This is a genomic window from Vibrio sp., from assembly GCF_038138445.1.
GTDB lineage: Bacteria > Pseudomonadota > Gammaproteobacteria > Enterobacterales > Vibrionaceae > Vibrio.
The window spans coordinates 1-16609 of record NZ_JAYQDQ010000087.1; the positions used below are offsets into that span (position 1 = coordinate 1).

The 16609-nt window shown below is 41.9% G+C and carries 15 protein-coding genes; 3 read left to right on the plus strand and 12 right to left on the minus strand.

The genetic code is table 11. The features are described 5' to 3' along the window. A partial coding sequence (locus tag AAFM34_RS17290; protein ID WP_341664950.1) for an HIT family protein occupies nt 1–380 on the plus strand: 380 nt, incomplete at its 5' end. A 27-nt stretch (nt 381–407) separates the two neighbouring features. On the opposite strand, the gene AAFM34_RS17295 is transcribed toward AAFM34_RS17290, so the two are convergent. The 5 genes from AAFM34_RS17295 to AAFM34_RS17315 form a co-directional block, all read right to left on the minus strand. Then, nucleotides 408–638, minus strand: coding sequence for a FeoC-like transcriptional regulator (locus tag AAFM34_RS17295; RefSeq protein ID WP_341664952.1), 231 nt, complete (start codon nt 636–638; stop codon nt 408–410). Beyond that, nucleotides 635–2908 (minus strand): Fe(2+) transporter permease subunit FeoB, encoded by a 2274-nt coding sequence (gene feoB, locus AAFM34_RS17300; protein ID WP_341664977.1) that lies wholly within the window; start codon nt 2906–2908, stop codon nt 635–637. Before feoB ends, AAFM34_RS17295 begins: the two co-directional genes overlap by 4 nt. Continuing rightward, a complete protein-coding gene (locus tag AAFM34_RS17305; protein WP_341664954.1) occupies nt 2908–3135 on the minus strand; it encodes a FeoA family protein in 228 nt (75 codons plus the stop codon). Before AAFM34_RS17305 ends, feoB begins: the two co-directional genes overlap by 1 nt. A 637-nt stretch (nt 3136–3772) precedes the next feature. Further along, the gene (locus tag AAFM34_RS17310; protein WP_341664956.1) at nt 3773–7090 is read right to left on the minus strand and encodes a helix-turn-helix domain-containing protein; all 3318 of its coding nucleotides are present in this window, start codon (nt 7088–7090) and stop codon (nt 3773–3775) included. Nucleotides 7091–7311: 221 nt separating this feature from the next. Next, nucleotides 7312–8193 carry a metal ABC transporter solute-binding protein, Zn/Mn family gene (locus AAFM34_RS17315; protein ID WP_341664958.1) on the minus strand — a complete coding sequence of 294 codons (882 nt, stop codon included), beginning with the start codon at nt 8191–8193 and terminating at the stop codon, nt 7312–7314. 82 nt (nt 8194–8275) lie between these two features. Here AAFM34_RS17315 and znuC point away from each other — a divergent pair, with 82 nt between their 5' ends. Both znuC and znuB read left to right on the plus strand, forming a co-directional pair. Beyond that, nucleotides 8276–9061, plus strand: a complete 786-nt coding sequence (znuC, locus tag AAFM34_RS17320; RefSeq protein ID WP_341664960.1) for a zinc ABC transporter ATP-binding protein ZnuC — start codon at nt 8276–8278, stop codon at nt 9059–9061. Further along, the gene (gene znuB, locus AAFM34_RS17325) at nt 9054–9842 is read left to right on the plus strand and encodes a zinc ABC transporter permease subunit ZnuB (protein WP_341664962.1); all 789 of its coding nucleotides are present in this window, start codon (nt 9054–9056) and stop codon (nt 9840–9842) included. The genes znuC and znuB overlap by 8 nt, the downstream gene beginning before the upstream one ends. A gap of 63 nt (nt 9843–9905) precedes the next feature. Here the strand turns inward: znuB and purF are convergent, their stop codons facing one another. From purF to AAFM34_RS17360, 7 genes are all read right to left on the minus strand, one after another. Continuing rightward, complete coding sequence (gene purF / locus AAFM34_RS17330) at nt 9906–11420, minus strand: amidophosphoribosyltransferase (RefSeq protein ID WP_341664964.1); 1515 nt, start codon at nt 11418–11420, stop codon at nt 9906–9908. Between the two features lie 35 nt (nt 11421–11455). Next, a complete protein-coding gene (locus AAFM34_RS17335) occupies nt 11456–11947 on the minus strand; it encodes a CvpA family protein (RefSeq protein WP_341664966.1) in 492 nt (163 codons plus the stop codon). A 62-nt stretch (nt 11948–12009) separates the two neighbouring features. Beyond that, entirely contained in the window at nt 12010–12552 is a 543-nt protein-coding gene (locus AAFM34_RS17340) for an SPOR domain-containing protein (protein ID WP_341664968.1), read from the minus strand. Next, nucleotides 12553–13818 carry a bifunctional tetrahydrofolate synthase/dihydrofolate synthase gene (folC, locus tag AAFM34_RS17345; RefSeq protein WP_341664970.1) on the minus strand — a complete coding sequence of 422 codons (1266 nt, stop codon included), beginning with the start codon at nt 13816–13818 and terminating at the stop codon, nt 12553–12555. 43 nt (nt 13819–13861) lie between these two features. Continuing rightward, nucleotides 13862–14788: an acetyl-CoA carboxylase, carboxyltransferase subunit beta gene (gene accD / locus AAFM34_RS17350; RefSeq protein ID WP_341664971.1), complete on the minus strand. Its 927-nt coding sequence runs from the start codon at nt 14786–14788 to the stop codon at nt 13862–13864. 177 nt (nt 14789–14965) lie between these two features. After that, complete coding sequence (truA, locus tag AAFM34_RS17355; protein ID WP_341664973.1) at nt 14966–15760, minus strand: tRNA pseudouridine(38-40) synthase TruA; 795 nt, start codon at nt 15758–15760, stop codon at nt 14966–14968. Between the two features lie 84 nt (nt 15761–15844). Next, nucleotides 15845–16609: FimV/HubP family polar landmark protein (locus tag AAFM34_RS17360; protein ID WP_341664975.1), on the minus strand; the 765-nt coding region annotated here is incomplete at its 5' end.

Consider the following 16609-nt stretch of genomic DNA (forward strand, 5'->3'; position numbering starts at 1 on the left):
TATTTTTAGTCGGTGCCAGCTTTCAGTTAAATGGGGCTCACCGCCAGCTTACGGTCATTCTTGTACCAAAGAGAGAAAATGCCAAAGAGTTGCACCACTTACCAATCCAAGATCAGCAGCAATTTCTGCTTGAATCTCAAACGGTAAGTCAGGCATTAGAAGCTATTTTTCAACCTGACAAACTCAATTTGGGCGCACTAGGTAATATGGTCCCTCAGCTGCACGTTCATCACATAGCACGCTATAAAACAGATATTGCATGGCCTGGTCCAATATGGGGCAACACAGAGGGAAAGATGCGCTGTGAGAGTGAACAAAAAGCAATGCTGACTAAGATTCAGAATGTTTTATCACTAAGTAAGTTATTTAAAAAAGATTAAAAAAGCCGCTGTTACCAGCGGCTTTTTTTACATTGTTACCGTAAGCGACAAGCCACCTGTACCAGTTAAGGAATATCTAACTCGGGTAATTTTTTTAGCACTATTGGTATCGACTAATCGAGAGATCACGCCTTTTCTTATCCAAACTTGCAGCATGGCATCAACACCGTCCTCACTCATAGCAAACTTCTTAGCAAGAGATTTCTGACTTACACAGCCTTGTTCTGCGATATATGACTTGAGGGCTTGCAAAATCATCCTACCTGCGCCTCCAATGTTTGTTGCTTTTTGCCGACAAATTTTAAGGCTCGATAAGTTAACATACACACCAACAATATGCTGCTAATCCATATTGAACTAGCCATAGGAGCCTGTGAAAAATGCGTTGCTTGGTAATAAAGCGCTGCACCACCATAAGCAAGTCCCATAGTCCATAGGGCGATAAAGCGTGCAAATTTATGTCCAAATTCACGAACATAAGCCCCCATAGCGGCCACACACGGCGTGTAAAGCAGAATAAAGATCAGGTAGGCAAAAGCCGCATGACTAGAGACAAAACGCTGGTTAAGGTTACCAAAAATAGACGCATCGACCTCTTGCTCTTCAGCAACAACAGAGCTGTCTGTTAAATCCCCTACTTCAATACCTAGAGGGTCTGAATAGCTCAAATCGGCCAAATTCTCAGGTATCGACATAACGGCTTCTTTGAGGCTAGAAATCAAGTCAAATTCCGCTTCACCCTCCTCTGTTGGCGCATATAAATTATTTAACGTGCCAACCACCGCTTCCTTAGCAAAGATACCAGTAATAATACCTACTGTAGCGGGCCAATTATCTTTTTCGACACCAATAGGAGCAAAAACGGGGGTCACTGCTTGAGAGACTCTGGATAACACCGACTTCTCGCTATCTTGATTACCAAATGTACCATCAGTACCCAAGGAGTTGAGGAAGCTTAAAATGGTAACGACGACTACAATCGTTTTTCCGGCCCCTAAAACGAACCGTTTAAGCTTTTGCCATGTTTTGAGCAGCACATTTTGTACAGTAGGGAGTTCATAGTCTGGCATCTCCATTACCAAGCTATCGCTGGAACCGGGATAAAGTGTACGTTTGAGAATAAAGCCAGTAAATACAGCCGCCGCAATACCAAGAAGATAGAGAGCAAACACGACATTCTGACCACTTTGTGGAAAAAAGGCAGCAGCAAATAGCGCATAAACCGGAAGACGCGCACCGCACGACATAAAGGGCGCCATCGAAGCAGCGAGCTTTCTTTCACGCTCTTGGTCTAAAGTCCTCGTTGCCATAATCGCTGGTACATTACAACCAAAACCCAGCACCAGAGGCACAAAGGCTTTACCAGGAAGCCCTACCTTTTGCATCACTTTATCTAAAACAAAAGCAGCTCGAGACATGTAGCCCGAACTTTCCAATAACGCGAGGAACAAATAGAGACAAGCAATCACGGGGATAAAGGTAGCAACTGTTTGAATACCACCACCAACGCCATCAGCTATCAAAGTGACTAGCCACACGGGTAAATGATCATCCAATAAGTAGTGACCACCATCAACCAATAGTGCTCCAACACCAATATCAAAGAAGTCGATAAAAGCACTACCTATGTTGATGGAAAACATAAACATTAGATACATGACAACAAAAAAGAATGGAACACCAATCCATTTATTGAGAATGATGCTATCCACTTTTTCAGTAAAGCTATGGCTAAGCTTGCCTTCTGCCCTGCGTACTCGCTTGCATTGCTGATGCAAAAAGGTGTATTTGGTGTCAGCCACTAATAAATCGATATCAATTTCGAGCGCTTTCTGAGCTTGAGTGACTCGATTTCTGTCTTCTGCCGTTAAGGCATTCAGTACCAATAGATCATTTTCTAGTCCACGAATGGATAAAGCCCTAGGAGATGCTTGCTCATGATCTTGGAATATCGATTGAATACTATCAATCGCATTTTCAAACACCTCAGGGTAGGTAATATCCAGCTCCTCTAAAGCAACACCCAAAACCAGTGTTTTGTGCAAGTGCTCTTTAAAGCGCTGAACTTGGCCACGATCATTCGCTGACAAGGCAAAAACCGGACAACCGAGCATTTTTTCTAATGCTTTGACATCTATGGTTTGACGCTCACGCTTTAGGGCATCCATCTTGTTTAGGACAACCAGCATGGGTCGACCCAATTCTCGCAGTTGAAGTGTCATGTACAAACTGCGCTCTAAGCAGGTCGCATCTACAACATTAATAATTAAATCTGCTGGATGAGTCAAAACAGCCCTAGAAGCAATGGACTCGTCAATACTGTTTCCGTCATTACCGCTATCAAGGGCATAAATGCCTGGAAGATCAGTAAGAAAAAATTCATCCCCAGAATGAGTATATCGACCCGTTTTCTTTTCGACCGTCACTCCTGCCCAGTTACCAACTTGTTGCTTTGAACCAGTCAAACCATTAAATAACGTTGTCTTGCCACTATTTGGATTTCCAACAGTGAGGATTTGATACTGCATCATTTAATCTCCACCACTATTGAGTCTGCAATCTTTGTTCTTACTGCAAGAGACACTCCTCTGACCTCCACTTGAAGTGGATCCCCCATAGGTGCTTTACGGATAAGGGTAACTGGTGTGTTAGGCAACAACCCCATAACCATGAGCTTTTTTCTAACATCGTTTGATAACTGTGAAAACCCAGTAATCCTTGCTTTCTGCCCTTGGCTTAAGTGTGACAATTTCATAAAAGAGGCCAATTAAAGATAAAAATGAGAAATATTAGCATTAAGACTTTCGATCTTAACTTGTGTAAATTTTGTAAATCTTGTCCGAAATCAAACATTGCAGATTTGCAACGTTATTTACGTTAATCCACAGCCGTTAATTACGTTAAAAAGTATAAGATTTAGTGTTCTATTCTTGTTGTTTTCATTCAAATAACAAATCAAATCTTAAAAAAAAACATTAAATATCAACAAACTAGATAAACTGTCGCTTTTGTAATATCAGCTTGGCGTTAATTTTATAAGTAAAACAATGACCTAGCATTATAGTTAACCAAGTCAACAGGGAATACCCCTGATGACAATTCCAGAGGTGGTGCAACCCGCACCACTCCGGCAGCAAGCGAAGGTGTCATTGACACCCGTGGTATAGTCCCCCGGCTATACCACGTAATTTTTTACGCATCATGCCAGAATCCTACACCTAAGCAACTGCAAAATGCTTCTCACTTCAGAGTTATCTGATGCTTGAACAAGCTACAAATACTAGATTAAAAAGTTAAGTTAATGAATTAAATATCATTATTTATGAAGTTCTTTTAGAACATTATGAGGAGTAACGATTTAAATCGTTTTTGTTGAATCAGACGTAACAGCATTAGTCTTGTGCTTCGACAAATTGAGTTGGCGACACGCCGAACCTGTGTCTAAACCGCTGGCTAAAATACGATGGGTCATTGAACCCACATTCAAACGCGACATCAGATACCTTTTGTCCATCAAGAAGACGACGGCATGCGTAGTCCAAACGAATTTCAGTCAAGTAATCCGTGAAGGTTCGTTCAGTAGCAGATTTGAACCTACGTTGTAAACTACGCTCTGACATATACATCTGCTTAGCAGCTACCGACGTCCCAAATTCAGAATCAGAGTAGTTGTTAATAACCAGATCTTGCAGTTTTTTTAGCCACTGATTACTTGGATTTAGAGCCGGAAAGCTTGATTCTATAAAACGAATTATGGAGTTTTCATCAGGCTGTTCACTTCTAGGCCATGTAAATTCTGTTCGGTGATACTCACCAGAAATATATCGATGCAAAGTTCCACCACTTTCTTTTACTAAGGTCTCGATTTCATTCCACACCTGGGGATAACGAAGCAGAGCGTCATCGGAATCCTGAACACTTTCTGACATAGAAAACACGACACTCTCTTTTTCATAGCGGTATGTCATGTGAATTTTTTGCCCTTTAACACAACGTTGAATTAAATGATCAACAAGCAAGTTAAATACGCGGTCTAAATTTGCAATATAAAGAGTAACGTATAAATTTTCACTGTGTTCTAAGTCTGCCTCAATAGACAAGCCTGCATTACTGATCTCTTCTTGCCATCCATCAAGAACAGACTTAACGATTAGAGATAAACTATACGCAGGTAATGTGCCACTACTCATAGCTCTATAATTAAGAAGTAAATCTAGCTCATGATTAACGTAGCGATAGAGCTGCTGCTTACCCTTCTTATCGTCAGTCACAATCTTCAATGAAAAGTCCTTCATTCTTCCTTTCAAATCTTCTATCAATTGCCGATAAAGAATACGACGGACTTGCAATTGCTTTCTCAAATGCTCATTGTTGGTTAAAAGGATTCTGCTTTGATGACGTAATTGATTGGTTTTAAGTGCGACTTGTGATTTGAGAATTCTGTTTGTTTTGACGGCTAAACGAGAACGCCAATTTATCAAGCCCACCACAAAAGCGATAAATATCAGTAGATAACATAGAGCAGCATATCCACCCATATACCAAGGTACATCCACAGAAAAAACCAACTTTTCTATATCGGTTACCGCTGAACCATTAACTACACCTCTAACTTCCAATACATGATGCCCTGGCAAAGAATGAGCAAGTGTTAAAGAAAACCCTGGAAGTTGTATCCAATTGTCATTTTGACTCAAACGGTATTCAAGCCTTAGCTCACTCACATTAGGAAGAGCACCAAATTGAAAAGAAAGTGAGTCACCAAATTCGGCGTGTGGGGCCGCTAATACGCCACCTAAAGAGTACCGAGATTGATTGATTTTAACTTCACTTAAGATGATTCGACTCTTTGGAACAGAGCCAACCGTAAGATTTTCAATATCAACAACAATCAAATCTTCTTTTGAACCAAGAAAAAGGCTTTCACGGTTAAATGCTGTACCAGAAGCACAAAGTCCTGCCTGAAGTTCATTATCAACCAAGCCAAAAGGCTCGCCGTAATGTTGAAGAATCTGCCCACTAGAATCATATCGTGTCAAACCGACCGTGGAGCTTAACCAAAACTCACCTCTAATGCTGGCCAAACACTTCAAAGACAAATTAGGGTTCACTGTACTTAGTGTTTGAAGCTGTAATGTATTTACATCGAGAATGAACCCGCTAAAACGGCCTGCAACTGCAAAATATCCTAGTTCAATCTCAGAAATACTAACTATAGGGCCAAACTTATCTGATCCATTAATATAGTGAACTTGACCATTATTAACAACGTAGACACCATGATCTGTACCTAATACCAATTTATTATTTTTGTCTACGCTCATATGATTTAGTTGAGCATGTGGCTTTCCGTTAGTCATCCACTCCGAAGCAAACTGCAGCAGCTCACCACTTACAGTGTCATAGCGCCAAATACGATTCTCATCTGCTCCCCATATACCTTCATCTTGATCGATGGCTAGAAGATCGGCAGAAAGAGCTTGCATAAAAATTGGTAACTCACCTCTAAGTTGAGCGCCAGAGGAGCTATCGAGAGATAAAACCCCTTTATCGGTAGTTACCCAAAGCGTGCCGTTAAGCTCAACAGCATCGTTAACCTGTCCTTCAAATACAAGTTGGCTTGAGTTGGGGTTATCGATCAAAAATTTACGCAGACCAAGACTCGTCACTAGCCAAAAGCTATTTTCCTGACTGGCTTGTTTAAAACGAATGAGCTTTTCCTTTGTTAATCCTTCAGCTAACAAAAAACTGGATAATCGATTGAAAGAACGGGAAAACTCTGAGAAGAAATAAATACCTGAGTCACTAGCAACCCAAATCTCACCTTGTTTGGTATAAATAACAGAATATATTTTCTGCCCCCCAAAATGATTCACTTGGCTTAATGCGTGTGTGGTGTTGGCAAAAGAGAGAATCTCTAAACCACCACTGGTTCCTATCCAATAACCTCTTGATGCTCCTGTCAGACTCAATACATGGTGGTATGATACTTGATAGCTCGATAAATCAGGCTGTTGTAAATCAATGATAAAAGCACCGATATCGGTACCAACCACTAGTTCTTGACGAGCTGAAGAGTAATAAAGGGTGGTAATATTTTTTGTATCAAAGTTAACAAAGCGCTTAAAGCTATCTGTTTGCGAGTCTGATATATAAAGGCCATTATTAGTCGCTAGTACCCAGCCAACATCAGTTAACTTAGCATCATTAACTTTTAAGTCAGAAAACTGACTGTATTGTTCTAGCTTACCAAGTGAGTACGAAGAAAAAGCCTTACTGTCACCTTGATAGGTATAAAAAACCGACTGGTCAGCAACCCATATATAACGTCCTGAAACACCGATGCTTCCAATTTCTGAGCCTGGCGAAAGACTGAATACTAACTGTTCAGTTTGCCCTGGAAGAAAACGATAAACTTCATGGCCTAGAGAAAGCCAAAATGTATGATCCAAAAAAGCTAGCTGGTTAGGCTGTACTTCAAGGTTCAAATCAAAATTAGGTAAAACGTTTTGCCCATCAAAGAAAAACAGTTTGTCATTCTGATCTTGGAACCAAAGGCCGTCTGTTTCATTAGGGAAGAGTGACTTGGCAACAAACAACTGACCTTTTGTCTGTGTTTGTATCGGGTATAGCAGTGGAGAAAACCGCTCCTCTGCCAGGGTAAGGCGAACTAAAAGTGAGAGTACTAAAAAGCAAATTGCCCTTTTCACCGCACATTCCTTTGCGCAATTACCACATCCATTGGAGTAAAACCCCAAACCAAAACTTGGGATTTTAATTTATTAATCACTAATTAATCATTTACTTAATTAATCATTCTGTAGAAAGTATCGTATTTGGGAGCCAGAAACAAGATATTGATTCAAAAAACACTTGCCTAATAACAAACTTCGAGAAAGCTGATATCAGGCTGTGTTTCGAAATAACACTATCATTCACTCTGATTACTTAAACATGCGACAAAACTATCAGTGATAGATTGAATAAAATTAAAGTAACTATCAGCGCCAACTTTTGTTTCAGTGCCGAGTGGATCTAGCTCTCCTTTTCTCGCAAGACTTCCTCTAGTTACTGAATCTATCACAGCGGGCGAAAACTGAGGCTCTGAGAATACACATTTCGCATCTCCTTTTGATAGCTTCGTTTTGATATCAATCAGCGTCTTCGCACCCGGCTTTCTATCCGGACTCACAGTAAACTCTCCAATATGATTAAGACCGTAGTCTTGCTCAAAATAGCCATATGCATCATGAAATACGTAGTACCCAACTTCTTTTACTGGCTCTAACTGTGTGCGCCATTTCTTAGACTGCTCTTCGAGTTTATTAACAAAACTTTTATAGTTCGACTGATAAACACTTTCATTTTTAGGATCTATGAGTGCAAGCTTTTCACTCAAAGCCTTAGCTACTTGAGCACTTTGTTTTAAGCCAAGCCAAACATGGGGATCGTGGTTACCATGATCGTGACCATCATGATGATGATCTTCTGGTGCAAATGCCCTAAGGTCTAACTCATTTATCTTACTAATCGTCAGAGTATTTTGACGACCTTCCAGTACTTTGGCTAAAAAAGGCTCTAAATCATGGCCATACCATACGACAAGATCAGCTTGCTTTAAACGTTTAACATCCGAAGGTTTTAGCGCATAATCGTGCGGAGACGTCGTTGAATCTAGCAAAACCTCAGGATTAGAAATTCCTCTAGTAATTTCAAAAGCAATCATCTGAATAGGCTTAATACTGGTCAAAACTTGGCTCGCATTGACACTAGTCATAACCAATAAAGATAATAAGGGAACAAGAAATTTCATAAGTCAATATCACTCATCTATGGTGTTAAAGTTTGACAGATGTTACATTATAACAATAGTTTTTTGCAAATGAGTCTTATCTATGTCGGCACTGGTCGAACTCCAGCATGTATGCGTTCAATTTGGAGAACGTAAAATCCTAGATCAGGTCAGCCTTACCATAAAAAAAGGTGAAATCACCACTTTAATCGGTCCAAATGGTGCCGGAAAGTCCACCCTAGTTAAGGTACTTTTAGGGCTTCAAAAGCAATACAAAGGCAGTGTCACCAAAGTTAAGGGCTTAAGAGTGGGCTATGTTCCACAGAAGCTCAAACTCAACGAGTCTCTTCCTTTAAGTGTTCAACGTTTTATGAAGCTCGCGGGAAAATACAGTATTCAAGAATTAAGAGAAGCGCTTAACTTAGTTGGTGCTGAGCACCTAATCAAAGCCAGTATGCACTCCCTATCCGGAGGGGAATGTCAGCGCGTTTTGCTTGCAAGAGCTCTTCTTCAACGACCAGATTTACTTGTCCTTGACGAACCAGCTCAAGGCGTCGATGTTCAAGGACAGATTGATCTATACGATCTTATTGACACTATACGCCATCGTTTTCAATGTGCCGTTTTTATGGTCTCTCACGATTTACATTTAGTTATGGCTAAAACCGATGACGTAATTTGTTTACACCACCATATTTGCTGCTCCGGAGCTCCAGCCGATATAACCAAACACCCTAGCTATATTGCTTTATTTGGTGCTGCCAAAAGCGAATCTCTGGCATTTTATCATCACCAACACAGCCACCATCACCATGACCTCGCCGGCGAACCTGTTTCAGGTGAGGCAGCTACTTGTTCAAACCATTCACACGGTCACCATCATGATTGAATTTTTATTGCCTTCTATTCTTGCTGGACTTGGTATTGCCATTATCGCAGGTCCTCTTGGTTCCTTTGTGGTGTGGCGAAAAATGGCATACTTCGGAGACACCTTGGCTCACGCCTCACTAATGGGACTAGCTTTAGGTTTTTTGCTCGATATAAATCTTTATTTGGCTTTAACAGTTTGCTGCTTAGCTTTAGCATTCATCTTAGTAACTTTGCAAAGGCAAAAATTGGTTGCAACGGACACATTACTAGGAATATTGGCACACAGCGCTCTTTCTTTGGGGCTCGTCGCTGTAAGCTTTCTTGACAATGTAAGAATTGATTTGATGAGCTATTTATTCGGTGATTTGCTGGCCGTAACACCAGAAGACCTTATCTATATTTTCTCCGGTGTTATCGTTATTTGTGGCGTGCTTTATTATTTTTGGCAGTCTTTGCTCGCAACGACAGTAAGTGAAGAGCTTGCAGCCGTTGAAGGGCACAATGTCGAGCTAATGCAGTTGGTACTCATGATTTTGGTCGGCTTAGTCATTGCCATTGGGATGAAATTCGTTGGCGCACTAATCATGACCTCATTGCTAATTATACCGGCAGCTACAGCAAGGCGTTTTGCTCGGACACCTGAACAAATGGCAATAATCGCCTCTTGCCTAGGTGCCATTGCCGTTTTATTAGGCTTGAGTATGTCTTGGAACTATGACACTCCTGCTGGCCCCTCAGTGGTCATCAGCGCAGCAAGTATATTTGTGTTAGCCCAGTTTTATAAATCACAAGCCTCTTAAAATACGCAAAAAGGCTGATGTAAACACATCAGCCTATTTTACGACCAAATACGATATTAAGAGCTAAGCTCCTTCATTATGCAGCTCTAAGTTAGCAAGATCTTGCTGAATTTCTCGCTGGACTTTCGCATCATCGCTACGCAGTGACTCCAAGAAATCGAGGTATTTCTGATCAATGTCACCGGTAACATAATCACCATTGAAAACTGAAGCATCGAATTTGGTTATATCGGTATTCCCCATGCCAACTGCGGAAATCAAGTCTTCTAAGGTCTGAAAAATAAGCTCATCCGCACCTATCTGCTTACAAATCGCATCATTATCACGACCATGTGCAATTAATTCATTAGCGCTTGGCATATCAATGCCGTACACGTTAGGGAAACGAACCTCTGGTGCAGCAGAGACCATAAACACTTTTTTCGCTCCTGATTCTCTCGCCATCTCAATAATTTGTTCCGAGGTAGTTCCTCGAACAATAGAGTCATCAACAAGCAATACATTTTTGTCTTTAAACTCAGAACGGATCGCGTTGAGCTTGCGACGGACAGACTTTTTACGTTGCTGTTGACCTGGCATTATGAAGGTTCTACCAACATAACGGTTTTTCACGAACCCCTGACGATAAGGTTTATCAATAGCCTGAGCAATTTGCAGGGCAATATCACATGATGTTTCCGGTATCGGAATTACCACATCAATATCCAGATGGCTGAAATCTTCGTGAATACGAGCACCAAGCTTTTTACCCATTTCAACACGAGCACTGTATACGGAGATTTTGTCGATAAAAGAGTCTGGACGCGCAAAATATACAAACTCGAATATGCAAGGATTAAGTGCAGGATTATCCGCGCATTGCTTAGTGTGTAGCTGTCCATCAAATGTTGCATAGATAGCTTCACCAGGTGCTAGATCACGCACAAAATCAAACCCAACCGCATCGAGAGCAACCGACTCTGAGGCAATCATATACTCTTGATGGCCGCCAACCTCACGCTTTCCTAAGCAAAGAGGACGAATTCCATTAGGGTCACGGAACGCAATCATACCGTGGCCTATCACCATAGCGGAAACCGCATATGCACCCTTGATGGTACGGTGCACATTAGTGACAGCTCGAAACACATCTTCTGCAGTCACGTTGCCTTTAACCGTGTCAATTTCGTGAGCCAGGACATTGAGCAAAACTTCAGAATCTGAGGTTGTGTTCACATGACGACGATCTTTCTCAAATAATTTCTCACGCACCTCTGCAGCGTTAGTGAGATTTCCATTATGAGCAAGAGTAATTCCAAATGGGGAGTTGACATAGAAAGGTTGTGCTTCTGAAGCACTAGAGCTACCAGCAGTTGGGTAACGCACATGACCTATACCTACCGTCCCTTGAAGGCGTTGCATGTGCTTAGCTTCAAACACATCTTTTACTAAACCATTCGCTTTCCTTAGACGAAAACGATTGCTTTCTATGGTACAAATACCCGCGGCATCTTGGCCACGGTGCTGCAACACAGTCAATGCGTCATAAATAGACTGGTTTACAGGCGTTGCACCCACGATTCCAACAATACCACACATGTCCTAACCCTCGATTTGCGACAATGGCTGGTGCGCTATCGTGCACCAGATAAGAAACTCGACGTAGCTTGTATATGCTCAAAGAAAGGCGCAATAATACGGCTAAACTCCGGTACCAACTGCGAGCCTTTCCACCACTCTGAATCTGAAAACGAGGTAAACGTATCCATAAAAAACAGCGCAGCGGAAACAATGAGCACACCTCTCAAGCCACCAAAAACAACACCTAATACTCTGTCTGTTCCAGACAAACCAGTCTTCTGTACGAGTTGGGCAATAACATAGTTAACTATAGCGCCTACAACAAGTGTCGAAACAAACAATACGGCTATCGCTGCTCCGTTACGAAACATGTCGTCTTGTATATTGGAAAAGTACACTGCTAACTTAGCATAGTACTGGCTGGCTATAAAAAATGCCCCAAACCAAATAACTAACGACAATGCTTCTTTTGCAAAGCCACGAACTAAACTGATCACCGCCGATAGGCCGATCACACTTAAAATGACAATATCTAATGAATTCATCGGTTCTAACATCTTAAGTTGGCGCGCATTTTAACAGAAAAAACGCTGACGCAAACGTTTTCTTATGGATTTAACGGTTTAAATTTGAGCAGTTGGCCTTTTGAGCCTGTAATTTTATCCAACTCTACGAGCTGGCGCTCAAGTTTACTCTTTGATACGTCTGGGCCAACAATCACTCGCGTAAAGCCATTTTCGAGCTTAGCATGTGCCTGATACCCTCTTTTTTGCAGATCTTTCACTACATTTTTTGCGTTTTCTGCATTCTTCAATGCCATTAGCTGAATAATCCATGCACTATCAACATAGGCATTTTGATTTGGGGTGTCTTTTTTCGATACAGTTACCTGCCCTTTAACCTCAGTCGAAGGTGATTGAGGCTGCTGTACAACTTCGACAGGACTATCCGGCAAACTAACAGTCTCTTCAACTGGTTCTCGAATTTCAAAGCTCTCAACCGCGCTATCAAGCTCTGGTTTTATTGGAATGCTAGCAACACCTTCTTTATAGTGCGTTTTTTCACCATCAAGTACATCAGGTAACACAATAACCCCAATAGAAACCAATACAATGGTCCCCATTAAACGTTTTTGAAACTTACTGGCCATTTATTCTCCTCGACTCTGCCAATACTCAAGCACTTCCCCTACCGTATGGAACGACCCGACGACGAGGATAACATCATCTACCCCAGCTTCTTTGATCGCCGTTTTTAAGGCAAGTGTCGGAGTTGAAAATTTCGCAACATTATCCGGCAAAAATTGACACAGTTCATCTGCACTCGCTGCTCTAGGGCCAATCAACGAAGCAGGATACCAGTCCTGTGCTACGGAAGATAATGTATCAAGCGTTGCTTGAATATCTTTATCATGAAGCATTGCCACAACAACCCGAACTTTCTCGTTAGGATATTTAAGCTGTATTTGCTCAGCCAAGTAGGCAGCAGAATGAGGGTTATGCGCTACGTCTAAAATGATACAAGGCTTATGTTGAAGAACCTGCATCCTTCCCGGAAGCTGTGCAGCCTTCAACCCTTTGACTATGTTGATATCTGATAAATCTAAGTTAGCAGTCGCTAGAGCCATAAGAGCCGTGGCCGCATTTGGTAAAGGCAATGACGGAATAGGAAGTTGGTCTAAACAATAAGATCCATGACTCCAGCGCCAGTTGTGCTCGTCTACTGTTTGGTAATTATACTGGATTCCAACCTGATATAATTCGGCACCTATATCATCAGCATGGGCAGCAACTGTCGATGGGGCTTTGGGCTGGCCGCATATGGCCGGCTTCCCAGAACGATAAATACCCGCTTTTTCAAAGCCTATCACTTCAATATCATCACCAAGCCAGTCAACGTGGTCGATAGCCAAACTTGTGATGACAGAAACATCATGCTCAACGACGTTAGTGGCATCTAACCGACCACCTAAGCCTACTTCAAGTAGAACAACATCAACACGCTCTTTTTGAAACATACGCAACGCAGCCAATGTACCATATTCAAAAAAGCTTAAACTGATATCTCCACGCACAGTTTCAATGAAGTCAAAAGCATGAGTGTGTTTCTCATCTGCCATTTCCTGTCCATTGACTCGGACACGCTCGTTATAACGGATAAGATGTGGTGAGCTATATACACCTACAGAGTAACCGGCATCAAGGAGTATAGCCTCCATCAAAGCACAGGTTGAACCCTTGCCATTAGTCCCAGCGACAGTAATGATAGTTGGAGCAGGCTTGGTTAGATTTGCCAGTTCAGCGACGGCCAAAACACGGTCTAGGCCTAGATCGATGGTGGAAGTGTGGATATTTGTCAAATAATCAAGCCACATCGATAGTGGAGATGTGGCTTGAGGTGTTTGAAGGTGATTCATCTAACGTTAACCAAATAATTGAGGTTGTATGTTAGTGACTACTTTACCCTTTTTCACCCGCTTCTGGTACAGAATAAGCGGCTTCATTTTGTGAATTATTTATAGAAACAACTAAAGGTGATGGTTTATTGGTCATTTTTGCCATCAAGCTACCAACACGCTGACGCATTTCTCTACGATCAACTATCATATCAATCGCACCGTGATCGAGTAAGAACTCACTACGCTGGAAGCCTTCTGGTAAGTCTTCTCGTACTGTTTGTTCAATAACACGACGGCCAGCAAATCCTATTAGTGCTTTAGGTTCACCAATATTCACATCGCCCAGCATCGCCAAACTCGCCGAGACACCACCCATAGTTGGGTCTGTCATAACGGAAATAAATGGTAAACCGTTTTTCGATAAACGCTCTAGTGCCGCACTGGTTTTAGCCATTTGCATCAAAGACATCAAGGCCTCTTGCATACGTGCTCCACCACTGGCTGAAAAACATACTAAACCGCATTTATTTTCTATAGCTGCCTCAACAGCTCGGACAAAACGAGCCCCAACGACAGAGCCCATAGACCCCCCCATAAAGGAGAATTCAAATGCACAAGCAACAATTGGCTGACCGAGAAGTTCACCTTTCATCACAACTAATGCATCTTTCTCACCACTGCTCTTTTGAGCAGCAGAAATACGATCTTTATACTTTTTGGAGTCTCTAAACTTCAGTTTATCTTGCGGCTCTAACTCATCTGCTAACTCAACTCGATTATTTTCGTCGAGAAATGTCTCTAAGCGGCGGCGCGCAGACATACGCATGTGATGGTCACATTTCGGACATACTTCTAGGTTACGCTCTAATTCAGCATGATAAAGTACCTGCTCACATGAGGTACACTTAGTCCATACCCCTTCAGGTATAGATGCTTTGCGAGAGCTAACGATATTACTTTTTTCTAAAATCTTTTCAAGCCAACTCATGGAAGACCTTTTCTTTAACTTGCCTCCGATATGCTCGAAGGACAAAAATTCTCAATTTACGCGAGAGGATTAAAGCATATTAAATGCCAAGTGTAGACAAAAAACTGGTTGTACCTATTTGCTACGCAACCTCTCAAACCCTATAAAGAACTGATTAATTAGACAATTTACTACAGCTTAGTTCAAATCATCTGGTAAAAAAAGAGGCCCCAATGGAGATTGAGGCAATTCAAATTGTTGTGGATAATCCACACTGACTAGATAAAGGCCTTGAGCTTTCGCCGTCGCACCAGCTAGCTTGCGATCTCTAGCTTGAAGCAGCCAATCAATCCACTCAGGGGGTTGTTCACCTCGCCCAACGCATATCAAACTACCAACGATATTACGCACCATATGATGAACAAATGCATTCGATTTAATATCAACCACTACATACTGACCATGTCGCGTTACATCTAGGTGCATAACATTTCGCCAAGGGCTTTTAGATTGGCAATGAACAGCACGAAAAGAGGTAAAATCATTTTCGCCAAGTAAACATTGGCCAGCTTGGTGCATTTTAGCGATATCAAGCTCACCATGATAGTGGCTCACTCCCGAAGATAGGATCCCAGGTCGTAAAGTACTATTGAAAATGATGTACCTATATCTTCGCGCGGTTGCAGTAAAACGCGCATGGAAGTCATTAGAGACTTCTTTGGCCCATCTTACGCAAATATCACTGGGAAGATTAGCATTCACTCCCATAGTCCAAGCCACCATTTTTCTACTTGAATCTGTATCAAAATGAACAACTTGCCCAGTACCATGAACACCTGCATCAGTGCGGCCTGCACATTGAACTTCTATCGGATGGTTAGCTACGATAGTCAAAGCATGCTCAAGCTTTTCTTGGACACTTTGAACCTCCTTCTGCCGCTGCCAACCAAAGTATTGACTACCATTGTACTCAATACCTAATGCAATTCTCATCGGACTACTCTCTTCCAAAGTTGGCCGAGGAGTATATACATTTTGACGTAAAATGGTAAGAGGCTAAGTGTCCGTCACTCCCACTTACCCTCGACCATTAATTGTATCAATCAAGTTTTTAGCCTCTTGACGAATTTCATCACTGCCGTCAACAATGGCTTCCTCAAGTAACTTAATTGCTCCCTCAGGATCATTCATTTCAATATATATTTTCGCTAAATCGAGCTTACCGGCGGCCTCAGAGTTATCATCAACATCAACATTTCCTGTATCACCAATAACATCTGGAAAATCACTTAGGCCCACATCCAGTTGAAGATCTTCTTCTTGGATATCCTGTTGTTCATCGTTATCAACTTCTGCCATTAATTCGTCAATAGACTTAAACTCACTTTCGTCTGGAACGAAGTCTTCAAGCTCCCCTTGGTCTTCCCAGTTTTCATCTAAAACTTGAGCTTGCTCGGGGCTATTATTTTCATCCCAAATTCCCTGTTCATCTTCAGGAATATCATCTGTAATCTCAGCCTGCTGGTCAGGAGAGAGGTTAAAGCCGTTCCAATCTTCTCCACCCACTTCCAGCATAGCTTCAATATCTAAGCCAGCGCTGTCAGAAGTTATTGAATCTGGAGAGTCAAAATCAAAATTTCCTTCTAGCTTGCCACTATCCTCGGAAAGCAACTCTTCGAAGGCCGCTTCATTATACTCATGGTTAGCAAGCTCTTGAGCCGCTTCAGATGGGATCTCACTTAACGACGGTAGTTCAAGCTCATCAAGCTTAAAGTCTTCCTCGCTATCATCTGGCTCTGGCTCTGGCTCTGGCTCTGGCTCTGGCTCTGGCTCTGGCTCTGG